The 23,746-nt window shown below is 66.1% G+C and carries 19 protein-coding genes, 1 tRNA gene and 1 pseudogene; 11 read left to right on the top strand and 10 right to left on the bottom strand.

Annotated elements, in window-relative coordinates:
* Nucleotides 1-187: 187 nt before the first annotated feature.
* The 6 genes from IP90_RS05230 to IP90_RS05205 form a co-directional block, all read right to left on the bottom strand.
* The gene (locus IP90_RS05230; RefSeq protein WP_144898556.1) at nucleotides 188-496 is read right to left on the bottom strand and encodes a hypothetical protein; all 309 of its coding nucleotides are present in this window, start codon (nucleotides 494-496) and stop codon (nucleotides 188-190) included.
* A 155-nt stretch (nucleotides 497-651) separates the two neighbouring features.
* A complete protein-coding gene (locus IP90_RS05225) occupies nucleotides 652-1,659 on the bottom strand; it encodes a Csu type fimbrial protein (protein ID WP_144898555.1) in 1,008 nt (335 codons plus the stop codon).
* On the bottom strand, nucleotides 1,656-4,004 hold the full coding sequence (locus tag IP90_RS05220) for a fimbria/pilus outer membrane usher protein (protein ID WP_242007486.1): 2,349 nt from the start codon (nucleotides 4,002-4,004) through the stop codon (nucleotides 1,656-1,658). The genes IP90_RS05225 and IP90_RS05220 overlap by 4 nt, the downstream gene beginning before the upstream one ends.
* Nucleotides 3,979-4,722 carry a fimbrial biogenesis chaperone gene (locus IP90_RS05215; RefSeq protein ID WP_144898553.1) on the bottom strand — a complete coding sequence of 248 codons (744 nt, stop codon included), beginning with the start codon at nucleotides 4,720-4,722 and terminating at the stop codon, nucleotides 3,979-3,981. The genes IP90_RS05220 and IP90_RS05215 overlap by 26 nt, the downstream gene beginning before the upstream one ends.
* A gap of 21 nt (nucleotides 4,723-4,743) precedes the next feature.
* Nucleotides 4,744-5,262 carry a Csu type fimbrial protein gene (locus IP90_RS05210; protein WP_158635280.1) on the bottom strand — a complete coding sequence of 173 codons (519 nt, stop codon included), beginning with the start codon at nucleotides 5,260-5,262 and terminating at the stop codon, nucleotides 4,744-4,746.
* 88 nt (nucleotides 5,263-5,350) lie between these two features.
* A complete protein-coding gene (locus IP90_RS05205) occupies nucleotides 5,351-5,866 on the bottom strand; it encodes a Csu type fimbrial protein (RefSeq protein WP_144898551.1) in 516 nt (171 codons plus the stop codon).
* Between the two features lie 546 nt (nucleotides 5,867-6,412).
* Between IP90_RS05205 and map the strand changes: the two genes are divergently transcribed.
* The 6 genes and pseudogenes from map to asnB all read left to right on the top strand — a co-directional run bounded on the left by map (nucleotide 6,413) and on the right by asnB (nucleotide 14,292).
* On the top strand, nucleotides 6,413-7,189 hold the full coding sequence (map, locus tag IP90_RS05200) for a type I methionyl aminopeptidase (protein ID WP_144898550.1): 777 nt from the start codon (nucleotides 6,413-6,415) through the stop codon (nucleotides 7,187-7,189).
* On the top strand, nucleotides 7,186-9,816 hold the full coding sequence (gene glnD, locus IP90_RS05195) for a [protein-PII] uridylyltransferase (RefSeq protein WP_144898549.1): 2,631 nt from the start codon (nucleotides 7,186-7,188) through the stop codon (nucleotides 9,814-9,816). Before map ends, glnD begins: the two co-directional genes overlap by 4 nt.
* A gap of 38 nt (nucleotides 9,817-9,854) precedes the next feature.
* Nucleotides 9,855-10,691: pseudogene (gene dapD / locus IP90_RS05190) on the top strand (2,3,4,5-tetrahydropyridine-2,6-dicarboxylate N-succinyltransferase); the annotation flags it as partial.
* Nucleotides 10,692-10,705: 14 nt separating this feature from the next.
* Complete coding sequence (locus IP90_RS05185; protein ID WP_144898547.1) at nucleotides 10,706-11,065, top strand: Spx/MgsR family RNA polymerase-binding regulatory protein; 360 nt, start codon at nucleotides 10,706-10,708, stop codon at nucleotides 11,063-11,065.
* A 70-nt stretch (nucleotides 11,066-11,135) separates the two neighbouring features.
* On the top strand, nucleotides 11,136-12,263 hold the full coding sequence (gene dapE / locus IP90_RS05180) for a succinyl-diaminopimelate desuccinylase (RefSeq protein WP_144898546.1): 1,128 nt from the start codon (nucleotides 11,136-11,138) through the stop codon (nucleotides 12,261-12,263).
* Nucleotides 12,264-12,588: 325 nt separating this feature from the next.
* Nucleotides 12,589-14,292, top strand: coding sequence for an asparagine synthase B (asnB, locus tag IP90_RS05175; RefSeq protein WP_144898545.1), 1,704 nt, complete (start codon nucleotides 12,589-12,591; stop codon nucleotides 14,290-14,292).
* A gap of 248 nt (nucleotides 14,293-14,540) precedes the next feature.
* Here asnB and IP90_RS05170 read toward each other — a convergent pair whose 3' ends face one another.
* A complete protein-coding gene (locus IP90_RS05170) occupies nucleotides 14,541-15,200 on the bottom strand; it encodes a thiopurine S-methyltransferase (protein ID WP_144898544.1) in 660 nt (219 codons plus the stop codon).
* Nucleotides 15,201-15,212: 12 nt separating this feature from the next.
* Nucleotides 15,213-17,456 carry a DNA topoisomerase IV subunit A gene (gene parC, locus IP90_RS05165; protein WP_144898543.1) on the bottom strand — a complete coding sequence of 748 codons (2,244 nt, stop codon included), beginning with the start codon at nucleotides 17,454-17,456 and terminating at the stop codon, nucleotides 15,213-15,215.
* 200 nt (nucleotides 17,457-17,656) lie between these two features.
* Between parC and IP90_RS05160 the strand changes: the two genes are divergently transcribed.
* Nucleotides 17,657-18,487: a hypothetical protein gene (locus IP90_RS05160; protein WP_144898542.1), complete on the top strand. Its 831-nt coding sequence runs from the start codon at nucleotides 17,657-17,659 to the stop codon at nucleotides 18,485-18,487.
* Between the two features lie 92 nt (nucleotides 18,488-18,579).
* Here IP90_RS05160 and IP90_RS05155 read toward each other — a convergent pair.
* Nucleotides 18,580-18,666 (bottom strand) — tRNA-Leu (locus IP90_RS05155).
* A 96-nt stretch (nucleotides 18,667-18,762) separates the two neighbouring features.
* Here IP90_RS05155 and rnr point away from each other — a divergent pair.
* The 4 genes from rnr to sugE all read left to right on the top strand — a co-directional run bounded on the left by rnr (nucleotide 18,763) and on the right by sugE (nucleotide 22,972).
* Nucleotides 18,763-21,246, top strand: coding sequence for a ribonuclease R (rnr, locus tag IP90_RS05150; RefSeq protein ID WP_144898541.1), 2,484 nt, complete (start codon nucleotides 18,763-18,765; stop codon nucleotides 21,244-21,246).
* 111 nt (nucleotides 21,247-21,357) lie between these two features.
* A complete protein-coding gene (gene rlmB / locus IP90_RS05145) occupies nucleotides 21,358-22,119 on the top strand; it encodes a 23S rRNA (guanosine(2251)-2'-O)-methyltransferase RlmB (RefSeq protein WP_144898540.1) in 762 nt (253 codons plus the stop codon).
* A gap of 18 nt (nucleotides 22,120-22,137) precedes the next feature.
* Complete coding sequence (locus IP90_RS05140) at nucleotides 22,138-22,407, top strand: CBU_0592 family membrane protein (RefSeq protein ID WP_144898539.1); 270 nt, start codon at nucleotides 22,138-22,140, stop codon at nucleotides 22,405-22,407.
* A gap of 247 nt (nucleotides 22,408-22,654) precedes the next feature.
* A complete protein-coding gene (gene sugE / locus IP90_RS05135) occupies nucleotides 22,655-22,972 on the top strand; it encodes a quaternary ammonium compound efflux SMR transporter SugE (protein ID WP_144898538.1) in 318 nt (105 codons plus the stop codon).
* Nucleotides 22,973-23,075: 103 nt separating this feature from the next.
* Here the strand turns inward: sugE and rnt are convergent, their stop codons facing one another.
* A complete protein-coding gene (gene rnt / locus IP90_RS05130) occupies nucleotides 23,076-23,738 on the bottom strand; it encodes a ribonuclease T (RefSeq protein WP_144898537.1) in 663 nt (220 codons plus the stop codon).
* Between the last annotated feature and the right edge of the window lie 8 nt (nucleotides 23,739-23,746).

The raw sequence follows: 23,746 nt of genomic DNA, 5'->3' as shown, positions 1-23,746 counted from the left end.
GTGTCGCCCGACGTGGGCGGATTGGCCGACCTGGGTCGACAAAGTCGGCGGATTATAGCGGCTGCGGCGTGTCGGCGGCAAATCGGGACAGAGCGGAAACAAGGACTCCGCCTGCGAAAGGCGCGGGAGCAGGCCTAAGGGTGGCTTCCGCCGCTCAGGATGCGGCCGATGCGCGCTTCATCAGCCTTCAGAAGGTGATCGTGGTAATGGTCCTGCCCCCGCTCGGAGGGCCGCCGGCGACAGGAGTGAGGCTGACTTCAGTGGAGGCAGGGCTTGGGTCTGGCGGCGAATGCGAAGAAATCCGGAAGGGGGCGCCCCGGGAGCAGGCCACCCGCGTCGATGCGATGCGCTCGCCGGCTTGGTCTCGCAGGCTGTGGATGGTGCAGCTGGGGACAATGCGGATGCCGATCTGCAGGGAGGTGCTCTTGCTGTCGGCGTATGCCCCCGTGACCAGGCAGGGCAGGGTCATCGCCAGGACCAGTTTGCGCAGGCGCATCGCTAGCTCCCTGCCGAGCGGTAATTCGGCAGAATTTCCTTGCTATCGGCGCGCCGGCGGAAAAGTTGAGGCCGGATCGCGCGGTCCGTGCACGTTAGGTACGGCGCTGTGAACGCCCTGTGTCAGGAAGGCGACGGAATGCCGTCTCCCCTTGCTCAGTAGGTCACGATCACCGTGATGGTGTCGCTGTAGGTGCCGGCCCGGGTCAGGGGCTGATTGGTGATCCGGCCATACACGGTGAGCGCCTGGGAGCTGCCCATGCCCGTACCCGCGGCCGTGTCGACGTTGAGCGTGGAGCCCCAGCGATCCCAACCCGGGCTGCGGTTCAGCTCATAGGCAACGTACTGGCCACCCGATCCGGCCAGGCGCCGGGTCGTGCCGCTGGCGTTGATGCCGTTGGTCAGGCCGACCTGCCAGGCGGTACGCCGGGTGCAGGTCAGGCGGATGGTCGAGGTCTTCTCGATCAGGCCGGTGCTGGCGGCCAGGATGCTGCCGAAATCCAGGTCGCCAGCCGTGTCGATCACGCATTTGTCGGGGACGTTGGCGATGGCGGTGAAGCCGAAGGTATTCGGGGTGCCCTGGATGCCGCCTGTTTCACAGGTGGCCGGATCGCTCTGGGAAAGGAGCTCCCTGTAGCGATACCGCAGGGTCGTGTCGCTGAAAGTCGAGCTGTAATTGCCGGCCGCCAAGCTGGTTTGCGGGGGGACGCGTCCGTACAGGTTGAACGTGCCGCTGGTGGAGCCGGACGCGCCGAGGAAGCCTGTGAGCGGGTATTCGACATACAGCTCCAGATAGGTTGGATTGGCCGGACTGTTGCCCAGCACCTGGGTGCGAGCCGGGTCGCGGTACAACTGGACGTTCATTGATTCGTTGAAGCCGTTCGCCAGGCGACGCGAAGCGATGGTGCTGCCGTTGACCGAGCCGGGACCGACCGCCAGGCACATCCGTACCCGGGCCTCGCCGAGCAGTGAGGCCTGGGTGCTGGTGTTGCATTGGTAGGTGACGGTTGCCTGCACATCAGTATTGCCGGCCGTGTTGACCATGCCGAAGTTCCAGCCGCTCATCGTGGCCGTGCAGGTGGTGGACGCCCACGCGGACGGTGCGAAGGCCAACGCGGCGCAGGCGAGGACGGCCAACGCGAGGATGTGGCGCAACCGGTTCATGGCTGTTTCTCCGGGGTGCAGGTCAGCGGGCCGATGCGCGGAATCGCGTCCGGTACCGCCGGGTAATCGAAATGGATCCGGCAGCGACCCTGGGTCGTGGTCACTTCCATCGTGTTCCGTGTTTCCAGGGTGTCGAGATAGGTCTCTCCGTCGTAGCCGACGAGCGCCTGCTGGGCTGATCCGCCAATCAATTGCACGCGGCTGCCCAGCGGCAGGGGTTGGCCGGCGTGGTCTTGCAGGACCAGCAGCGCCGCGCGCACGCGCTCCACGTCGAAACGCACCGCGGTGCCGGCGCGGTCGGTCGGCGTGGCATTCATCTCGACCTTGCCCAGGCGCATGTTGGCCGGCAGGTCCATCGGGTCGATCGCCAGCAGGTTGCGCTGCCAGGCGTTGAGCGGCGTGACCAGCAGCAATCCCTTTTCGTTGGTGACGCCGATCGGCCGGTTTTCCAGCTTCACCGGCACGCCGCCCACGCCGGAAGTCGACACCACCGCGAACGCATCTGAAATGCTGCGCGCGGCGAATACCTGGTACTCCATCAATACCAGGCTGCCGCTGCCGCTGGCGTAGCTATAGGTGTTGCCGCCGGAATTGCCGAGGCCGCCATACAACTGTGCGTGCCTGCCGAGCCAGCCCAGTTCGGCCAGGCCGCCCGTATCGCCCTCGCCGTGGTCGGCGCGCAGCCGCCAGCCGAAGCCGCCATCGCCCGGCACCGCCTTGGTCAGGTCGATCGACGCGACATCGCGATTGCCATTGCGCTGGCCCGACACGTTGAGCATGCGGCCAGAATCCAGGCTCAGGCTAAAGCCGAGGAAGAAGCTGCGATCGTCGTTGTCGTCGAGATTCTGGTTGTAGTTGAAGCTCAACGACCAGCGGCCGCCGAAACTGTGCGACCAGTAGGCACTGCCGTAACGGTCGTCCTCTTCTTCCAGCTGCTGCAGGCGCGCATAGCTGACGCCGAAGCTGCCGAGCCTGTCGGAGTTCCAGCCGGCCAGGCCGCGTTCGCTGATGCGTGCCGGTTCGAAGCCGTAGGACGAGGCGATGTCGCGGTAGTCGCCATGGGTACGGCGGCTGTCGATCGAGAAGGTGAAGCGAGAGTTGGTCCAGTTGTACGCCAGTCCGGCCTGTTCGCCGGTGCGGCCGTGCTGTTCGCTATGAGCGTAGCTGGCGCCGATCACGCCGGCGGCGCCGAGCGACCACAGCGCGCCGACGCCGGCGTTGGCCAGCGTGTCGCTGCCTTCGGCATGGGCTTCCACGGTCAGGCGATCGCTGATGCCGCGGCGGTAGTCCGCGCTGCCGACCGGCCGATCGGCATAGGAGAAGGAACGCACGCCGTAGTCCTCGCGCACCATCCCCATCACCACGGACCAGTCCGACAGGCCTGCGCTCAGCAGGTTCGGGGTCGAGTAGAACGGCACGTTGACCGTGCGCACCGCGCCGAAGGCGTCGCGGATCACCAGTTGCGCATTGCCGGCGCCGTTGATGGACGGCTGCGAGTTGATCCGGAACGGTCCGACCGGCACCTCGCCGGCGTACTGCCTGATGCCGTTGATGTACAACTCCACTTCCGACGGCACCACGACTTCGCCGGCGAACATCGGCAGTGGCGAGGTGGTGCGATAGGGCTGCAGGCTGAAATCGCGACCGAAGCGCACGCCACCCAGTCGCACCGCGCGGGTCCAGCCGAGGTTGCCGGTGTAGGTGTCGCCGACGACGAGCGTGGTCATCCGGTCCTGGAACGACCATTGCCAGCTGCTGTCCAGCCGCACCGTGTCGCCGCGCCAGTCGCCGCCATCGAAACGGTAGGTGCGCGAGACCAGGCTGGTGCTCAGGACCCCGGCGTTGCCGCCGAAGGCACGCAGTTCCAGGTAACCGGTGGCGTTGTCCGACACCTGGTCGTGGTTGCCGAACAGGTTGTAGTTGAGCAGCAGGCCGGGCGAATTGCTGGCCGGCGGCGCGGCAACGCCTGCCGTGCCGAGCATCGTCGCCTCCAGCGAAAGCAGGGCCAGCGGCGCGTCGATCGCGACTTTCTGCATGGCCACGTCGTAGGCGATACGCACACCCGACAGGGTCCGCAGGTCCACCAGATCTGCAGGCTGGTCGGCAGGCAGCGCGAAACCGAGCTGGCGCAGCGTGTCCGGCGCAGCCCACAGTCCGCCCTCGCGTTGCACGAACGGCAACACCTTGCCGGTGTCCTGCTGGTTGAGCCGGACATCGAGGAACAGCGGTACTTCGACGCTGGTCGCGATCCCCGGGCCGGCGGCCGGCGGCTCGAGCGCCCAGGCGGTCGCCGGCAGGCAGCCGGCGACCAGCAGGGCCTCAGCGACCGGCGGAATCCAGCGCAAGGGTCTGCTCTTCCTGCTCACCATTGATCCTTGCGACGAAATGGCCACCGGCGGTGATCGCCGTGTCGGTCGGCAACTCCCAGCGCATGGTCTGGCCAGGCAGGACATAGCCCACCAGCCCGGCCAACACCGCCTTGCGGGCGCCGGTGGCGTCAACCCAGGTCAGGTCGGCGATCTGTGCGTGCTGGCTGCCGCTATTGCCGGCCACCAGCGAGACCTGCGAGCCGTTCCGCTCCAGGCGGGTGTCGAGTTCGTATTTCAGTGGTGTATCCCCGGCCGGCAGCACGAACACCGGCACGGAGTAGCGCAGCAGGAACTGCAGGCCGCTGGCCTCTGGCTCGTCCGCGCCGGGCAACTCGTCGACGAGCACCCGATAGGCCACTTCCGCTCCCTGCGGCGGCGCGCCGGTGCGGATGACGCGGATCAGCTGCCGTTGTCCGGCGAGCAGTTCGATCATCGGCGGGCTCACCGCGACGTCGTTCGTGGCTTCGAGCTTTTCCTCGCCGTTGTCCTGGGTCCAGCGATAGATGCGGGTCTGGGCGCGCAGGCCTTTCTTTTCGTCGGTGTTGGTCAGCCACAGCGCGCCGGCGTTCTGCTTCTCGGTCAGCGTGACCGCGGTCGGTGCCACCTGCAGGCTCGCAGCGGATGCGGGTAAGGCAATGCCAGTGCTGACCACGACGATGGCAAGCAGCAGGGCAGGAAAGAGGGAGGTTTTCATCGCGGCGGCCTCATCGAATGGTCAATAGGTGATCGTGGCCGTGACGGTGTCGCTGTAGGCACCGCCTTCGGCAGTGCTCAGCGTAGTCTGGCCCGCCACCGCGATGGTCTGTTCGGAGGCATGGTTGGTCGCGCTGAACACGCAACTGCCGCCGCTGCCATCTCCCCATTGCGCCGGATTCCACGACCCGCACTGGCCGAGCGTGCCGCTATGGAGCTGGTAGCTGATGGTCTGGCCGCTGGTGTTGCGCATCTTGCGGTCGGTCACGGTGCCATGCAGGCCGCCGTCGAGCCGGATCGTGTAGGGCGTGTGCAGCGTGCAGCGCACCACCAGCGAGCCGCTGGCGGTGTAGGTCTGGTGCGAGCCGCTGGGCGTGATCGTGCCGAAATCCACGTCCGCGCCCTTGTCCAGGGTGCAGACGTTGCCTACCTCCAGCTTCACCTGGAACGTGGCCCGCACTTCCGCCGCCCGCAACGGAGCCGGCAAGCCGGCAGCGAGCAGCGCCGCCGCGAACAGCCATGCGGTGGAAAAGCGGATCACGGGGAGGGATCTCCGGGGGAGGCGGTGGCCGGACACGGCATTCACCGTGGCCGGCAGGCAGGACGGACGCAGCTGCCGCGGCGACGGCTCAGTAGGTGACCGTGGCCTTGATGGTGTCGGTGTAGGTGGCGACCGGCTCAGTACCGGTCAGCGTGGCGCGCGCGCTCACCGTGAAAGTCTGGTCCAGCGTGCTGCCGCCGAAGCCGGTGCCGGTGCCCGTGACGGCACCCACGCCGGACGTGGCCGTGCCCCACACGGTGTTGAAGCTGTCGCTGTAGAGCTGATAGGCGATGGTGTCGGTACCGGTGGTGCTCTTCATCTTGCGCGCGTTGACGTTGCTGGCGCCGTTGATGCCGGCATCGAGCTGCAGGCTGAACGGCAGCGACTTGGTGCACTGGACCTTGAGGGTGCCGGTCTTGTCGGTGGTACCCGGCGTCGCATCGGAGCTGTCGAAGTTGATGTTCGACGCGCTGATGAACTTGCACGAGCCGGTGACGTTGATGTTGACGGTGAAGTTCGTGTCCTTGCTGGCGGCGAAGGCCGGAGCCGCAACACCAGCGGCGATCAAAGCGGTGACGATGAGGGTCGACTTGAAACGAATCATTGGTGGCTCCGGTGGCTTGGCATCTTCGATTGACCGGCGTGATCGCCGGATTGCTGGTGGTCAAAGCAGGATGCGTGCCAAGAACTTGGCAGAGGCTGGATCCGCAAGAACAGGCCTGTAAACGCTTACGAATAACTTGTTCTTAACGAAATATTTAAATTTTCGTCACATTTTACGTGACGCTCATTCCAGATTTGACGCACCGGGTCAGATTCCGGTTTGCGCTCCCACCGCGTCGACGCTGGTTCCGGACGGCGGGCGGGAAGGGAGGCAATGTCTATGCCAGGCGAGGTCGGAGGATCGTCGCGGGCCTGGTCGGAGTGAGCCGGTTGCACCGGTTACCCGCACGGATGATCGCCAGGAAAAGTACGGCCATCGCGGCCGGAGCGCAGACAGGCCCGGCTCTCCAGGCATCGCTCAATCCGCGGACGACGTGCGGCCTTGCTGCCCTCATCTGCAAGCGGATGCGTGTGTATTGCCCGCCTACGGGCACCGTTTTACCGCCACGCGCTTCGTGGCCGGCTGGATTCAGGCGATAATCCACGCATGGGCATGACCATCAAAACCCCCGAAGACATCGAGAGGATGCGCGTCGCCGGCCGCCTGGCCGCCGAAGTGCTCGAGATCCTGGTGCCGCACGTCAAACCCGGCGTGGCCACCGAAGAGCTCGACCGCATCGCGCACGACCACATCGTCAACGTGCAGCAGGCGGTGCCTGCCAACGTCGGTTATCGCGGCTTTCCCAAGACCGTGTGCACGTCGGTCAACAACGTGATCTGCCACGGTATTCCCAGTGAATCCAAGGTCCTGAAGGACGGCGACATCGTCAACATCGACGTCACCGTGATCAAGGACGGCTGGCACGGCGACACCAGCCGCATGTACTACGCCGGCACGCCGTCGGTGATGGCCAAGCGGCTGGTCGACACCACCTACGACGCGATGTGGCGCGGCATCCGCGTGGTGAGGCCGGGCGCGACGCTGGGCGATGTCGGCGCCGCGATCCAGGCGCTGGCCGAATCCGAGCGTTTCAGCGTGGTGCGCGAGTACTGCGGCCATGGCATCGGTCGCGTCTACCATGAAGATCCGCAGGTGCTGCACTACGGCCGGCCGGGCGAAGGCCTGGTGCTGCAGAAGGGCATGACCTTCACCATCGAGCCGATGATCAACGAAGGCACGCGTCACACCAAGGTGCTGCCCGACGGCTGGACCGTGGTCACCAAGGACCGCAAGTTGTCGGCGCAGTGGGAGCACACCATCGCCGTCACCGACGACGGCTACGACGTGCTGACTCTGCTGCCAGGCGACGCTGCCCGCCCGTGAACCATCCGGTTGCCGCAGGTCCGGTCGCCGCCCCGCTGGACGCGGCGGACGATGCCGCCTGGGCGAGCGCGGCGCGCACGACGCTGGCCCAGGCCGACGAACGCCTCGCCAGGCGCTTCGATCGCGGCGACGACATCGACCGCCTGCTGGCGTTGCGCGCACGCGCGGTCGATCACCTGCTGAAGGCGGCCTGGTCGCGTTGCATCCCGGTCGACGCGCCGCTGGCGTTGTTCGCGGTCGGTGGCTACGGCCGTGGCGAACTGTTCCCGCATTCGGACATCGACGTGCTGGTGCTGGCCGACCATCGCGCGCAGCAGGCCAGCCACGAAGCTTTGGCGCGCCTGTTCGCAATGCTGTGGGACGCCGGCCTGCATGCCAGCCATGCAGTGCGCTCCACGACGCAATGCACCGAAGCCGCCGCCGACATCACCGTGCTGACGGCGATGATCGAGGCGCGTCCACTGGTGGCCGACGACCACGCCCAGGCGGCGCTGGCCGATGCGATCGCCGCGACCCGCGTCTGGCCTGCGCGCGAGTACTTCATCGCCAAGGGCGAGGAGCAGCGCGCCCGCCATGCGCGTTTCGGCGACACTTCCGACAACCTGGAACCCAACCTCAAGGACGGTCCCGGCGGCCTGCGTGACCTGCACACGCTGGGATGGATGGCGCAGCGCAGTTTCGGCGTGCGCGAACTGCAGCCGCTGATCGGCCTCGGCCATCTCGGCAGTGACGAAGCCGCAGCGCTGGAACGCGAGCGCCGCGCGCTGCAACGCCTGCGCTACGGCCTGCACCTCGTCGCAGGCCGCGCCGAGGAACGGCTGCGCTTCGACTACCAGAAGATGCTTGCCGAACGCCTTGGCTTCGCCGACGACGCGCAGAACCTCGGCGTCGAGCAGATGATGCAGGGTTTCTACCGCAGCGCCGCGCTCGTGCGCCGCATCAACGACCGCCTGCTGCAGCGTTTCGAGGAGCAGTTCGACGGCGCCGCCGTGCCGGAACCGCTCGATGCACGCTTCGAACTGCGCCGCGGTTACCTGGCCGCGCGCAGCGATGACTGGCCGCACGACGACATCGCCGAAGTATTCGCCTTGTTCGCGATGTGGGCCGCGCAGCCGCGGGTGCGCGGTCTGCATTCGCACACCGCACGCGCGCTGGCCGAGGCGTTGCCCGCATTGCCGGCATACGACGCGGCGACACCGGTGTCGCGCGAGGATTTCATGGCGCTGCTGCGCGGACCGCAACCGGTCGCCACGCTGGAGCGCATGGCCCGGCTCGGCGTGCTCGGTCGCTGGCTGCCGGCGTTCGCGCAGGTGTCCGGGCGCATGCAGTTCGACCTGTTCCATGTCTACACGGTCGACCAGCACACGCTCGCCGTGCTGCGCAACCTGGCCGCGTTCGCCTCCGACACGCCGGACGAACGCTTCGCGATGGCGCATGAAGTGTGGCCGCGCCTGCGCAAGCCGGAACTGCTGCTGCTTGCCGGCCTGTTCCATGACATCGCCAAGGGCCGTGGCGGTGATCATTCCGAACTCGGTGCGGTCGACGCGCGTGCGTTCTGCACGGCGCACGGCCTGGGCGAGGCTGACACCGGATTGATCGCATGGCTGGTGGAAAAGCACCTGCTGATGTCGGTCACCGCGCAGAAGCAGGACATCGCCGATCCGGAGGTGATCCATCGCTTCGCGACGATCGTCGCCGACCGCGTGCGGCTGGATCACCTGTACCTGCTGACCTGTGCCGACATCGCCGGTACTTCGCCGAAGCTCTGGAATGCTTGGAAGGACCGGCTGCTCGCCGATCTCTACACGGCGACGCGGCTGGCACTGCGCCGCGGGCTGGAACATCCGGTCGCGGCGGCCGAGCGCATCGCCGAGAACCGCAGTGCGGCGACCGCGCTGCTGGCAGAGCAGGGCATCGACGCCGCCGAGAGCGCGGCCCTGTTCGCACGCATGCCGGCCGAGAGTTTCCTGCGCGCGCGCGCCGAACCGCTGGCCTGGCAGGCGGCTGCGTTGCGCGACACCAGGCCGGGCAGCACCGTCGTGCGCGTGCGCGAACTGGCCGGGCATGCCGGTGCGTTCGAGGTGTTCGTGCATTCGCCCGATCGCGATGGCCTGTTCGCCTCGATCGTGATCACGCTCGACCGCCTGCTCGGCCTGGCGATCCAGCAGGCGCGCGCGCTCGATGGGCCCAACGGCACGATCTTCGACAGTTTCGAAGTGGTCAACGCCGACCCGCGCTACGCGCCGGGCGCCGCGCAGATCGAACGCAGCCTGGCCGCCGCGCTGTCCGGTCCGCTGGAAAGCATCCGGCCGTCGCGGCGGACGCAGCCGCGGCACCTGCGCCATTTCCGGATCGCGCCGCAGGTGGCCTTCGACCGCAGTCCCGATGGGCGCCACAGCGTGCTCAGCGTGGTCTGCACCGATCGCCCGGGCCTGCTCGCCGACCTCGCGCACGTGCTGCGCGCGCAACGCCTGCGCGTGCACGATGCGCGCATCGCGACCTTCGGCGAGCGCGCCGAAGACGTGTTCATCATCGGCGACGCCAGCGACCAGGCGCTCGACGACACCCAGCAACAGGCCCTGCGCGACGCGCTGCTGGCCCGCATCGACGGAGAAAATGCAGGATGACCGCACGCAAGGCCACCCGGAAGAAGGCCCCGCAAGGCCCTGGCATCGACGAACTGAAGTTCATGATCGACAGCGCCTGGGAGCGGCGCACGACGCTGACGCCGGAAGAACTGGAAGGTTCGACGCGGCCGGCGGTGGAGCGGGTGATCGACGGTCTGGAAAGCGGCGAGTTCCGCGTCGCCGAACCCGACGGCAAGGGCGGCTGGACCGTCAACGAATGGCTGAAGAAGGCGGTGTTGCTGTATTTCCGCGTGCAGGACATGGAGGTGATGGAGTCCTACCCTGCATCGTTCTGGGACAAGATTCCGATGCGCTTTGGCGAGTTTGACGAAGCCGCGTTCCGCAAGCTCGGCGTGCGCGTGGTGCCGGGCACCATCGCGCGTCGCGGCAGCCATTTCGGCAAGGACGTGGTGCTGATGCCGAGCTTCATCAACATCGGCGCGCACGTCGGCGCCGGCACCATGGTCGACACCTGGGCCACGGTTGGTTCCTGCGCGCAGGTCGGCAAGCATTGCCACATCTCGGGCGGCGCCGGCATCGGCGGCGTGCTGGAACCACTGCAGGCCAGTCCGACCATCATCGAGGACCACTGCTTCATCGGCGCGCGTTCGGAAGTGGTCGAGGGCGTGGTGGTCGGCCACCACAGCGTGATCGGGATGGGCGTGTTCATCGGCCAGTCGACGCGCATCTACAACCGCGCCACCGGCGAGATCAGCTACGGTTTCGTGCCACCGGGCAGCGTGGTGGTGTCCGGTTCGCTGCCGTCCAAGGACGGATCGCACTCGCTGTACTGCGCGGTGATCGTCAAGCAGGTCGACGCGAAGACGCGCGCCAAGACATCGATCAACGACCTGCTGCGCGGACTGGCGGATTGAGGCGGAAACGATAGATGACCACTCTTTACGGCCTCTCCAACTGCGACACCTGCAGGAAAGCGCGCAAGTGGCTCGACCGCTTCGGCATCGCGCACGACTTCGTCGACTACCGCGACAACCGGCAGCCCGCGGAAACGCTGTCGGAGTGGGCACGGCAGGCGGGCGGCTGGGATGCGTTGGTCAACAAGTCCTCGACCACCTGGCGCACGCTCGCACCGAATCGCAGGACGCCAGATTCCGATGCGGAATGGAAGCTGCTGCTGAAGGAGTATCCGCAGCTGATCCGCCGCCCCGTGGTCGTCACCGACGACGGCGCTGTCACACAGGGCTTCAGCGACAACGGCTTCAAGCAGCGTTTCGGCGTCGGCAAGTGAACTGCACGCCTCCCGCACCGGAATCCGTCATTCCCCACTATTCCTGGGATGACAGGAAGGACCTCTGGTCATGACCGAAGTCGTCGCGCTGGCCAAGGAACTGATCCTGCGCCCGTCGGTCACGCCCGATGACGCCGGCTGCCAGATGTTGATCGCGAAGCGCCTGCAGCGCGCAGGCTTTGCCTGCGAACACCTGCGCTTCGGCGAGGTCGACAACCTCTGGGCCACGCACGGCAGCGGCGCGCCCGTGCTCGTCCTCCTTGGCCACACCGATGTCGTGCCGCCCGGCCCGCGCGAGGCCTGGAACAGCGATCCGTTCGTGCCCGAGATACGCGATGGCATGTTGTACGGGCGCGGCGCCGCCGACATGAAAGGCAGCGTCGCCGCCTTCGTGGTCGCGCTGGAACGCTTCGTGGCCGCGCATCCCCGGCACTCCGGCACCGTGGCGCTGTTGCTGACCTCGGACGAGGAAGGCGAGGCCATCGACGGCGTGCGCCGTGTCGCCGACACCTTCCGCACGCGCGGGCAGAAGATCGACTGGTGCATCACCGGCGAGCCGTCGTCGACCGCGAAACTGGGCGATCTTCTGCGCGTCGGCCGCCGCGGCACGTTGTCGGCGACGCTCACCGTCAAGGGTATCCAGGGCCACGTCGCCTATCCGGAAAAAGCGCGCAATCCGGTGCACCAGGCCATGCCGGCGCTGACCGAACTCGTCGCGCATCGCTGGGACGACGGCTACGAATCGTTTCCGCCGACCAGCCTGCAGGTCAGCAACGTGCATGCCGGTACCGGCGCCAACAACGTGATCCCGGGCGAACTGCAGGTGCTGTTCAACCTGCGTTACAACCCGCACTGGCAGGCCGAGCAGCTGGAACGGCAATGCGAGTCCGTGCTGCGCGCGCACGCGCTGGAATACACGATCCACTGGCATCGCGGCGGCGAGCCGTTCCATACCCCCGAAGGTCCGCTGCGCAGCGCGGCACGTGAAGTGCTGACACGCCTTGCCGGCGCGGTCCCGCAGGAAAGCACCAGCGGCGGTACGTCGGACGCGCGCTTCATCGCGCCGCTGGGTGCGCAGTGCGTCGAGATCGGTCCGGTCAACGCCAGCATCCACAAGGTCGACGAACATGTCGCGGTGGCCGACCTGGAAGCGTTGCCGGACCTTTATCAGGCCCTGATCGAGCGCCTGCTGCCGTAAGCCTCGCCCCCGGATCCACGGCATGAGGATGGCGTGCGCCACTTTGGCCGGCTCCGCGCCCGGCCTGCGTTGAACAGGAAACAGGGCTTGCCAGCCCGCCGGAAAACAGGTTACGTTCCAGCCATGCCCTGCCAGTCGACCTTCGCCAACCGCAATTCGAATCGCCGCAACAATGCGCGCGCGAATAATCGTGCGCGACCGCTGCGGGTCTGCGACTAGGCAAGGCGAACCACACCAAGCCCAACGTCCAAAACCCGCGCCGCAAGCGCGGGTTTTTTGTTGTACGGGATCTGCGACAACCCTTCAAACCAACCGGAGCTTCAACATGTGTTCGATCCTGGGCATTTTCGGCCTGCAAGCAGGCGACGACGTCGGCGCACTGCGGCGGCAAGCGCTGGAACTGTCGCAACGGCAGCGTCACCGCGGTCCCGACTGGAGCGGCGTGTACGTGGACGAAGGCGCGGTGCTGGTGCATGAGCGCCTGGCCATCGTCGATCCCGCCGGTGGTTCGCAGCCCTTGCGTTCCGCCGATGGCGAACTGGTGCTTGCGGTCAATGGCGAGATCTACAACCACCGCGAACTGAAGAAGGAATTGACGCAGCCCTATGCCTTCCAGACGGGCTCCGACTGCGAGGTGATCAACGCCCTGTACCGTGAGGATGAACCGGCTTCCTTCCTCAACCGTCTCAACGGCATCTTCGCCTTCGCGTTGTGGGACAAGCCGCGGCAGCGCACGATCATCGCCCGCGATCCGATGGGCGTATGCCCGCTGTACTGGGGTCATGACCGCGAAGGTCGCCTGTGCGTGGCATCGGAGATGAAGGCGTTGGCTCCGATCTGCGCAGACGTGGCGCAGTTCCCGCCGGGTCACTGGTACGACAGTGACAGTGGCCAGTTGCAGAAGTACTACATCAAGCCGTGGCGCGATTACGACGCCACGCAGGGCGTGCAGGTCTCGCCACAGGAACTGCGCGATGCATTCGAGCGCGCCGTGCACCGTCAGCTGATGACCGACGTGCCCTATGGCGTGCTGCTGTCCGGCGGGCTGGATTCGTCGCTGGTCGCGGCCTGCGCCGCACGCTTCGCGCGCAAACGTGTCGAGGAGGACGATGTCTCCGAAGCCTGGTGGCCACGCCTGCATTCGTTCGCGATCGGCCTGGAAGGCTCGCCCGACCTGGCCGCTGCCGAAGTCGCGGCAGAGGCACTGGGCACCGTGCACCACGGCTTCAAATACAGCTTCGAGGAAGGCCTCGATGCGTTGCCGGAAGTGATCCGCCACATCGAAACCTACGACGTCACCACCATCCGCGCCTCGACCCCGATGTACCTGCTGGCGCGGCGGATCAAGGCGATGGGCGTGAAGATGGTGCTGTCCGGCGAAGGTTCCGACGAGATCTTCGGCGGCTATCTCTATTTCCACAAGGCGCCGAACGCGCGCGAATTCCACGAGGAACTGGTGCGCAAACTGGATGCGCTCCACAACTACGACTGCCTGCGCGCCAACAAGTCGATGATGGCCTGGGGCGTCGAGCCGCGCGTACCGTTCCTGGATGTCGAGTTCCTCGACGTCGCGATGCGGATGGATGCGCAGGCGAAGATGGTCGGCAAAGGCGCGGCCGATGGAAACGGTGCCGGGAAAAGGCGCATCGAGAAATCAGTGCTGCGCGAGGCGTTCGAAGGCTATCTGCCCGATTCGATCCTGTGGCGGCAAAAGGAACAATTCAGTGACGGCGTCGGTTACGGCTGGATCGACGGCCTGAAGGCGCATGCGGAAAAGCAGGTCAGCGACCGCGAACTCGCCGCCGCCGACAAGCGCTTCCCGATCAATCCTCCGCAGACCAAGGAGGCGTATTACTACCGCAGCCTGTTCGAGCAGGCATTCCCGGGGCAGGCATGCGCCGAGACCGTGCCAGGCGGCAAGTCGATCGCCTGTTCGTCGCCAGCGGCGATCGCCTGGGATACGAGCTTTGCTGCCGCGGCCGATCCGTCGGGCCGCGCGATTGCAGGCGTCCATAATGCGGCGCTCTGAATCGCATTCGATCGTCAATCCGAGCTTCACCCTGTCATCCCAACCAGCCTGTCATCCCGAGTCTCAGGAGGGATCTGCTTTCGCTCAGGCATACACAAGCAGATCCCTCACTTCGTTCGGAATGACAAAGTGTGGGGCGCGACGAAAACCGTCCACTAGAGCGCAATAACCAAGGGTATTGCGCCGTATCGCCTACGGAACGAAATCGAATCCGGCGCATTACGCCTCCGGCTAATGCGCCCTACGATTCAGCCCTTGCGCTGCAATGCATACACCACCGTTGACAGGGCGGTGACGCCCTCTTCGACGAAGGCCGGCTGCTGGGCGAGGATGTCGCGGCGTTCCAGCCGTTCGACAGTCCAGTCCCGCGCATAGAGGCTGCGGACTTCATCCTCGTCGACGTCGAATGGAGGCCCTTCCTTTTCCGGCTGCGGGTATTCGAGGGTGATCAGCAGGCCGCGACAACCGGCAGGCAGTCGTGCATGCAGTTCTTGGACGTAGCGTTGGCGCAGTGCCGGCGGCAAGGCGATCAGCGCAGCCCGGTCGAAAACGGCGCTGCAGTCGGCCAGCATGGCTTCATCGAGGGCGAAGGCGTCGCCGTGGACGAGTTCGATGTCGCCGGCGCGGTAGTGGGTGCCGTATCGGCTGGCGCCTGTCTGCGGCTGCAGCCGGTGTTCGGCGAAGAACTGCTCGATGGCCAGTTGCGAGAGTTCGACGCCGAGCACGCGATAGCCCTGCGCGGCCAGCCAGACCATGTCCAGCGACTTTCCGGCCAGTGGCACGAATACCCGGCTGCCTGGCGCGATGCGCAGCGACGGCCAGTGCTTGAGCAGCAGTGGCGTCGGTTTGTCCTGGTGGAAGCCGATGCGGTTCTCGCGCCAGCGCTGGTGCCAGAAATCAGCTTCCATCATTGATCTCCGCTATTCGACCGCCAGGCCGTCGACCTTCTGCCAGCCTCGCGGCAGCAGCCCGCCACGTGAGGCGCGCGCGCCGACGTAGGCGTCGAGGTCCTTGAACGACAGCGACATGGTCCGTGCGCCGGATTTCACCGACAACGTGCCACCCGGCGCGACCACCGCGATGGCGACCACGCGTTCGGTGCCACGCTTGGCTTTCGGGATCTCGATGATCTTGTTGCCTTTGCCCTTGTCGAGTTCGGGCAGTTCCGACACCGGGAACACTAGCAGGTGGCCGGCGCTGGTGACCGCGACGATGCGGTCGCTGTCGACATTGCCGACTGCGGCCGGTTGCACCACCGTGGCGCCTGGCGACAGCGACAGCATCGCCTTGCCGGCCTTCTGCCGGCCGGTCAGGTTCTCGAAGCGGGTTACGAAGCCGTAGCCGTGCGAGGACGCCAGCACGAAACGGGTCTCGTTGTCGCCGCTGGCCAGCGCCTGGAACGACATGCCGGCAGCCGGCGAGAAACGCCCGGTCAACGGCTCGCCGTTGCCGCGCGCCGACGGCAATGTGTGTGCCAGCGTCGAATAACTGCGGCCTGCGGAATCCAGGAACGCGACCTGCTGCGTGCTGCGCCCCTTCACAGCCGCCAGCAGTGTGTCGCCTTCGCGATAGGACAACGAAGCGGCATCGACATCGTGACCCTTGGCGGCGCGGATCCAGCCTTTCTCGCTCAGCACGATCGTCATCGGCTCGCTGGCGACCAGTTCCGTCTCGGCCAGTGCCTGTGCGGCCTCGCGCGCGACCAGTGGCGAACGACGGGCATCACCGAATTTCTTCGCGTCGGCCAGCAGTTCGTCCTTGATCAGCTTTTTCAGCTTGGCCTTGGAGGCGAGGATGGACGATAGCTTTTCGCGTTCGGCCGCCAGCTCGTCCTGCTCGCCGCGGATCTTCATTTCCTCCAGACGCGCGAGCTGCTTCAGCTTGGTGTCGAGGATGTAGTCGGCCTGGTCCTCGCTCAGCTGGAAGCGTGCGATCAACGCGGCCTTCGGCTCGTCCTCGCTGCGGATGATTCGGATCACCTCGTCGAGGTTGAGGAACGCGACCAGCAGGCCTTCCAGCAGGTGCAGGCGACGCTCGACCTTTTCCAGGCGATGGTTGAGGCGCCGGGTCACGGTTTCGCCGCGGAACACCAGCCATTCGGAGAGGATCATGCGCAGGTTCTTGACCTGCGGGCGGCCATCCAGGCCGATGATGTTCAGGTTGACGCGATAGCTCTTTTCCAGGTCCGTGGTCGCGAACAGGTGTCCCATCAACTGCTCGGCATCGACACGGTTGGAACGCGGGATCAGCACCACACGTACCGGATTGGCATGGTCGGACTCGTCGCGGATGTCTTCCAGCCACGGCAGCTTCTTGGCGCGCATCTGCGCAGCGATCTGCTCGATCACCTTCGATGGCGACACCTGGTAGGGCAGCGCAGTGACGACGATGTTCGCGTTTTCCCGAGTAAATGTGGCGCGCGCACGCACGCTGCCATTGCCGGTTTCGTACATCGCCAGCAGGTCGCGCGCGGGGGTGATGATCTCGGCGGTGGTCGGATAGTCGGGGCCGCGCACGTGTTCGCACAGGTCGCGCACGCTGGCGTCGGGATCGTCGAGCAGGCGTACGCAGGCGCTGACGATCTCGTTGAGGTTGTGCGGCGGCACGTCGGTGGCCATGCCGACGGCGATGCCGGTGGTGCCGTTGAGCAGCAGGTGCGGCAGGCGCGCCGGCATCCAGGTCGGTTCTTCCAGCGTGCCGTCGAAATTCGGTGTCCAGTCGACCGTGCCCTGGCCGAGTTCGCCAAGAAGCACCTCGGCGATCGGGGTCAGCTTGGACTCGGTATAGCGCATTGCCGCGAACGACTTCGGGTCATCCGACGAACCGAAGTTGCCCTGGCCTTCGATCAACGGATAGCGGTACGAGAATGGCTGTGCCATCAGCACCAGCGCTTCGTAGCAGGCGCTGTCGCCATGCGGGTGGTACTTGCCAATCACGTCGCCGACGGTACGCGCGGACTTCTTCGGCTTGGCGGCGGCATTGAGGCCCAGCTCGCTCATCGAGTAGATGATGCGGCGCTGCACCGGCTTCAGCCCGTCGCCGATGAAGGGCAGGGCGCGGTCGAGCACCACGTACATCGAATAGTCGAGATAGGCGCGCTCGGCGTATTCGCGCAGCGGGATCTGCTCGAAGCCGTGGAAGACGGCGCGTACGGGGTCGGTCATGCGGGAAATCACGAAGTAGAGAAAGCCTCGCAATTATGCGGGGCGGGGTACGCGCTGGACAGCCCGCATGGTCTGTCGTTGCCGTTGCCGCTTCCGTTGTACAGGTTGTGCTGTCCCTGGCAACGAAATCGCCCGCTGTTGCATCCAAGTCGATTCCGGGGTCGCCATTGCGGCCGGCCTCGCCAGTCAGGGAGTGGCGTATGCATTGGTTCTGGTGTGTGGTCGGGTTGGTCGCCTCCTCGTTGGCGCAAGCCTCCGGCCCCGAAGCGATCCATCCGTTGGAGCCCTATCGAAAAACCGTCGCATTGCGTGCGCAGGTCGGCGGTCATCCGGGCTTGTTCACCTTCGACACGGCCGGCGGCATCACCCTGATCTCGCCCGATCTTGCGAGAAAGATCGATTGCCGTCCGTGGGGGCGCTTGAGTGGCCATCGGATGATGGGCAACCGCCTGGACATGCCCCGTTGCGACGCGGTCACGTTGCGTCTGGGATCGCAGGATCTCCGGCTGCCGGTCATCGGTGTGCTCGATATCGCTCCACTCATCGCCAAGGATGCCGCACCCGTGGACGGTTCCATCGCGCTGGATGCGTTCGCCGGCAAGACGATCACGATCGACTTTCCGGCGATGCGCCTGATCGTCGAATCACCCGAAAGCCTGCGCGAGCGCATCGCGGGTGCGGAATCCCTGCCCGTACGCCTGTCCCGGGAGCTGCAGGGGCGTGCGCTGGCGGCATCGATCGGCGTGCCGGGTAGCCGGGGCATGACCTGGATGGAACTGGATTCGGGCAACGGCGGCACGATCCTGGTTGCCCAGCCTTATGCGAAGCAGTTCGGACTGGATCCGGGAGAAAAAGGCCCGCAGCAGGTGGACTTCCGCGTTTCGACAGGATTGCGGGCAAAGGGCATGGCGTTCACCCCGGACATGATCCTGGACGGCAACCTGGGGATGCCGTTCCTGCGCGACAAAGTCGTGACGCTGGATCTGTCGGCCGGCAGGCTCTGGATATCCCAGGTGGACAGCGATCCTTGAGCCGTGTCATGCCGCAAAGCCAACACGATCATCGCGATGCAAGGACGCCGGAAACGAAAAACCCCCGCTTGCGCGAGGGTCTTTGTTGTACCTGGTGCCCGGGAGAGGACTCGAACCTCCACGAAGTTGCCCCCGCTAGCACCTGAAGCTAGTGCGTCTACCAATTCCGCCACCCGGGCAGGGTGCAGGGCGCGTATGTTGCGTTGCGAGAAGATCGTTGTCAACGCGGTCGATGTAGACAGTGGCCTTCGCCGGGGCCGTGTAACATCTTCGCGATGGCAAAAACTCCCAGCAAGCGCGGCTCCGGCCGCGGCAAGACCAGTTCCGGCAAAACGGGCGCCGGCAAGCCCGGCGCCGGCCCGGCCCGTTCCGGCAAGGCCGGTGGTGGCCGGACGGCTACGGCCGCGAAGGGCACGAAGTCGGCGGGGCAGCGTCCGCCCTGGATGCCGGAACCGCCGGCCCGTTCCGGCGCCGGTCGACCGCCCGCGTCAGGACAGCGAGCCGGCTCCACGCCTGGGGTTTTCAGCGATCCGCAGGCGGCGCGTGAGGCCGGCCGATACGAGAATCCCATCGCCAGCCGCGAGGCGATCCTGCAACTGCTTGCCGCCGCCGATGGCCCGCTGTCGGCTGATGCGCTGGCCGAACAGCTGCAGCTGACCGCAGCGGATCGTTTCGACGCCCTCGGCAAGCGCCTGGCCGCGATGGTCCGCGACGGCCAGCTGCTGCAGAACCGCAAGGGCGCCTACGTTCCGGCGCAGCGCATGGACCTGATCGCCGGCACTGTGATCGCCAATCCCGACGGCTTCGGCTTCCTGCGTCCGGACAGCGGCGCCGGCGACGACCTGTTCCTGCCGCCGTTCGAGATGCGCAAGGCCATGCACGGCGACCGCGTGCTGGCCAGCGTCACCGGCATGGACCGGCGCGGCCGTCGCGAAGGCGCGATCGTCGAGGTGCTGGAGCGCCGGCTCAACCGGCTGATCGGCCGCTTCACGCTGGAGTCGGGCATCAGCTACGTGGTGCCGGACGACCGCCGCATCCAGCGCAACGTGCAGATCCCGTCGGATGCGCGGCTGGACGCCCGGCACGGGCAGTTGGTGGTGTGCGAGATCGTGCAGCCGGCCGACTCGCACCGTCCGCCGATCGGACGCGTGCTGGCCGTGCTCGGCGACAAGCTGACCGCATCGCTGGCGGTCGAGGCGGCGATCCACGGCCACGAGATTCCGCACGAATTCCCGCCGGAAGTGCTGGCTCAGGCGGTCGCGGTACCGCTGCAGGTCGATGCTGCCACTGCGGCGGCGCGCGTGGACCTGCGCGCGTTGCCGCTGGTCACCATCGATGGCGAGGATGCCAAGGATTTCGACGACGCCGTCTACTGCGAAACCAATCGCGAAGGCTTCCGGCTGATCGTAGCGATCGCCGACGTCTCGCATTACGTCCGTCCCGGCACGCCCCTCGACGACGAGGCGCAGAAGCGCGCGACCTCGGTCTACTTCCCCGGCTTCGTCGTGCCGATGCTGCCGGAGACGCTGTCCAACGGCATCTGCTCGCTGAATCCGAAAGTCGACCGGCTGTGCTTCGTCTGCGACATGCAGATCGACCGCCATGGCGAGATCACGCGCTCGAAGTTCTACGAGGCGGTGATGAACTCGCATGCGCGCCTGACCTACACGCAGGTGTGGAACGCGGTCGGCGAGGGCGTGCCCGACCAGGATCGGGAGCAGGCAGTGGCCTTCATCGGCGCACAGCTGCCGCAGGTGCAGCGTCTGCACCAGTTGTACGGGATCCTCGACAAGGCGCGGCAGAAACGCGGCGCGATCGAATTCGAAAGCTCGGAAGTGCGTTTCGTGCTCGGACCGCAGGGCGAGGTGACGCAGGCGGGCATGCTCCAGCGCAACGATGCGCACAAGCTGATCGAGGAATGCATGATCGCGGCGAACGTGCAGGCCGCGAAATATCTGCTGGAACAAGGCATCCCTGCACCCTATCGCGACCATGACCGGCCGCCGGAAGCCAAGTACGCCGACCTGGAGGAATTCCTCAAGGAATTCAAGCTGCGCCTGCCGCCATGGTCCAAGGTGCAGCCCAAGGATTTCCGCACATTGCTGGAGAAGATCCGAGAGCGGCCGGATGCGGCGCTGCTGGAATCGGTGATCCTGCGCAGCCAATCGCTTGCGGTGTACGCGCCCGACAACATCGGCCACTTCGGCCTGGCGCTGGAGGCGTACGCGCATTTCACTTCGCCGATCCGGCGCTATCCGGACCTGCTAGTGCACCGTGCGATCAAGCACGCGCTGGCCGGCGGCAAGCCGGCGACGTACCAGTATTCGGGCAGCGCGATGGCGGCGTTGTCGCTGCAGTGCTCGGAACGATCGCGCCGCGCCGACGAGGCCCAGCGCGAGGTCGACGAGCGCTATCGCGCCGCGTGGATGGAACAGCACGTCGGCAGCGAATTCGACGGTACGATTAGCGGTGTGACCAGCTTCGGCCTGTTCGTCGAACTGGACGACTCCAAGGTCAACGGCCTGATCCATGTCACCCAGTTGCCGAACGACTACTACCACTTCGATCCGATCCGCAAGACACTGAGCGGCGAGCGCGCCGGTCGCGTGTTCCGGCTCGGCGACCGCGTTCGCATCGTGGTGCTGAAGGCCAGCCTCGAGGAACGCAAGATCGATTTCCGCCTGGCCGAGGAGTCGCGCGGAGAGAAACCACTGCCGCCACGCGGGCAGCCGGCGAAGCGGGCCAAGAAGAAGTACTGATGCGGCGATTCGTGATTGGTGGTGGGTGATTCGACAGAGGGCCCACCTGCCACGATCCATCCTCCCGCTTCCACCGATCGCCAATCACTAATCACCAATCTCGAATCACGAATGAGCAAACAGAACCAATGGATCGCTGGCATCAACGCGGTCGCCGCGGCGGTGGAGCATGACGCCGACAACGTCCGCGAAGTGCTGGTCGAGGCGGGCGGCAGGAATTCGCGCCTGACCGAAATCGAGGAGAACGCGCGGCGCAAGGGCATCGACGTGCGCCGCGTCGCGCAGCAGGCGCTGGATGGCGTGACCGGTGGACTGCGCCACCAGGGCGTGGTTGCGCGTTATGCCGCGGCCAGGACCTGGAGCGAGGACGAGTTGCCGGCGCTGGTCGAAGCGGCCCAGGGCAAAGCGCTGATTCTGGTTCTCGACGGCGTGCAGGATCCGCACAACCTCGGCGCCTGCCTGCGTAGCGCCGCGGCCGCCGGCGCTACGGCGGTGGTGATCCCGAAGGACAAGGCGGTGCAGGTCAACGCCACCGTGCGCAAGACTTCCGCCGGCGCGGCCGACAGCGTGCTGGTGATCCGTGCGACCAACCTCGCACGCTGCCTGCGCGACCTGCAGCAGCTCGGTGTGTGGATCTACGGACTGGCGGGCGAGGCGACTGCCTCGCTGTATTCGATCGACCTGCGCGGCAACGTCGCGCTGGTGCTCGGTGGCGAAGCAGATGGCTTGCGTCGGCTGACGCGCGAGCATTGCGACCAGCTGGTCACGATCCCGATGCCCGGCGCCGATGGCGGGCAGGGCGTGGAAAGCCTTAACGTATCAGTGGCGACCGGCGTCACCCTGTTCGAAGCGGTGCGGCAGCGTACGTCCTGAGCCGCGGAGGGAGGTTGCATGAACCTGCAATGGTATGACTGGGTCGGCATCCTGGGCACGTTGCTGGTGTTGCTCGCCTATTTCCTGCTACAGGCGGAAAAGCTGCGCGGCAACGGCCTGCTGTACCAGCTGTTGAACCTGTTCGGAGCGGTCGGCGTGCTCGCTTCGCTGTACAACAAGTTCAACCTGGCGGTGTGCCTGCTGATGGTGGCGTGGATCGTGATCACCGTGTACGGCCTGGTGCGCACGGTGAAGGGCAAAGGCGTGCCAAAGACGCCAGGAATGTAGCGTGCGCTGTGCGCACGATCGGGCCGTTCGTGCGCATCGCACGCTACGGCATGCTTTGACCCAGGTATTCCTTGCGGACGGCGTGCATGTCGCGCCATCGGGGACCACGGGTTCCTTCGCAAACGCCGGTTACATGCCGGTCAAATTCCATCGCTACCGGTGTGAGAGCATGCCCGCCGTCAGGAAGCGGGGACGACCCCGCCGCTCCATCTCAAACGGGGACGGCCCCATCGAATGGAGAGATTCCATGCCCTGGATCATCCTCGTGCTCGCCGGCCTGTTCGAGATCGGATGGGCGATCGGCCTGAAATATACCGATGGTTTCACCCGCCTTTGGCCAACCGTTGGCACCGTCGCGGCGATGACGATCAGCCTCGGCCTGCTCGGCGTGGCGATGAAATCGCTGCCGGTGGGCACGGCCTATGCGGTATGGGTCGGCGTCGGTGCGGTCGGCACCGCAATACTGGGCATCGTGCTGCTGGGTGAGCCGTCCAACCCGGGCCGCCTGATCAGCCTCGGACTGATCGTGGCGGGCATCATCGGCCTGAAGTTGGCTACGCATTGATTGCGTGCAGGTGACTGCAGCGCATTTCGTTTGTAAAGCGTGACTTGTCGCGCAGCTGTCGAGGGCCACGTAAAGTCGTGGTGCAGCACCGCGGAGTGCTCGATCAGCCGCTGTTCGGCAGGCGTTCCTGCGGCGATGTTGCTGCCGGCGCCGGCCAGCTGTTGGCGATCCTGCAGAACACCTGCGCGGTGCGCTCGGCGTCGTAGACCGCCGAGTGCGCCTCGTCGCTGTTCCAGGTATAGCCGGCCGCCTGCACCGCGCGTGCGAGCACGGTCTGGCCGTAGGCGATGCCGGCCAGCGTGACCGTGTCGAACACGCTGAACGGATGGAACGGATTGCGCTTGTGACCGCTGCGCGCGACCGCGGCGTTGAGGAAGTTCAGGTCGAAATGCGCGTTGTGTCCGACCAGGATCGCGCGCTGGCAGCCATGCCGGCGCACCGCCTCGCGCACCGGCGCGAATACGATGTCCAATGCATCGCGTTCCGGCTTGGCGTCGCGAAACGGATGGTCGATGTCGATGCCGGTCACTTCCAGCGATTTCGGATCGATTTCGGTGCCGGGCGCAGGCATCACGTGCGCGCCGGTGGTGGCGCCGCAGACATAGCGGCCGGCTTCGTCGAGTTCGATCGGCACCACGGCGATCTCGAGAAGCGCGTGGCGATTCCAGTCGAAGCCTCCGGTTTCCACGTCCACCACTACCGGCAGGTAGCCGCGGAAACGCTCGGACATCTTGCGGAAGCGGGAAGTGGGATCGGCTTGCGTCATCCGACAAG

The organism is Luteimonas cucumeris, assembly GCF_007830035.1.
GTDB classification, from domain to species: Bacteria; Pseudomonadota; Gammaproteobacteria; order Xanthomonadales; family Xanthomonadaceae; genus Luteimonas_C; species Luteimonas_C cucumeris.
Note: the sequence above shows the minus strand (reverse complement) of the source record. Positions and strands in the feature narration are given on the sequence as shown.

Coding starts and splice junctions, on each gene's coding strand:
- IP90_RS05230 (WP_144898556.1), bottom strand. CDS start 496: ATGCGCCTGCGCAAACTGGTCCTGGCGATGACCCTGCCCTGCCTGGTC.
- IP90_RS05225 (WP_144898555.1), bottom strand. CDS start 1,659: ATGAACCGGTTGCGCCACATCCTCGCGTTGGCCGTCCTCGCCTGCGCC.
- IP90_RS05215 (WP_144898553.1), bottom strand. CDS start 4,722: ATGAAAACCTCCCTCTTTCCTGCCCTGCTGCTTGCCATCGTCGTGGTC.
- IP90_RS05205 (WP_144898551.1), bottom strand. CDS start 5,866: ATGATTCGTTTCAAGTCGACCCTCATCGTCACCGCTTTGATCGCCGCT.
- map (WP_144898550.1), top strand. CDS start 6,413: ATGGGCATGACCATCAAAACCCCCGAAGACATCGAGAGGATGCGCGTC.
- IP90_RS05185 (WP_144898547.1), top strand. CDS start 10,706: ATGACCACTCTTTACGGCCTCTCCAACTGCGACACCTGCAGGAAAGCG.
- dapE (WP_144898546.1), top strand. CDS start 11,136: ATGACCGAAGTCGTCGCGCTGGCCAAGGAACTGATCCTGCGCCCGTCG.
- asnB (WP_144898545.1), top strand. CDS start 12,589: ATGTGTTCGATCCTGGGCATTTTCGGCCTGCAAGCAGGCGACGACGTC.
- IP90_RS05170 (WP_144898544.1), bottom strand. CDS start 15,200: ATGGAAGCTGATTTCTGGCACCAGCGCTGGCGCGAGAACCGCATCGGC.
- parC (WP_144898543.1), bottom strand. CDS start 17,456: ATGACCGACCCCGTACGCGCCGTCTTCCACGGCTTCGAGCAGATCCCG.
- IP90_RS05160 (WP_144898542.1), top strand. CDS start 17,657: ATGCATTGGTTCTGGTGTGTGGTCGGGTTGGTCGCCTCCTCGTTGGCG.
- rnr (WP_144898541.1), top strand. CDS start 18,763: ATGGCAAAAACTCCCAGCAAGCGCGGCTCCGGCCGCGGCAAGACCAGT.
- rlmB (WP_144898540.1), top strand. CDS start 21,358: ATGAGCAAACAGAACCAATGGATCGCTGGCATCAACGCGGTCGCCGCG.
- IP90_RS05140 (WP_144898539.1), top strand. CDS start 22,138: ATGAACCTGCAATGGTATGACTGGGTCGGCATCCTGGGCACGTTGCTG.
- sugE (WP_144898538.1), top strand. CDS start 22,655: ATGCCCTGGATCATCCTCGTGCTCGCCGGCCTGTTCGAGATCGGATGG.
- rnt (WP_144898537.1), bottom strand. CDS start 23,738: ATGACGCAAGCCGATCCCACTTCCCGCTTCCGCAAGATGTCCGAGCGT.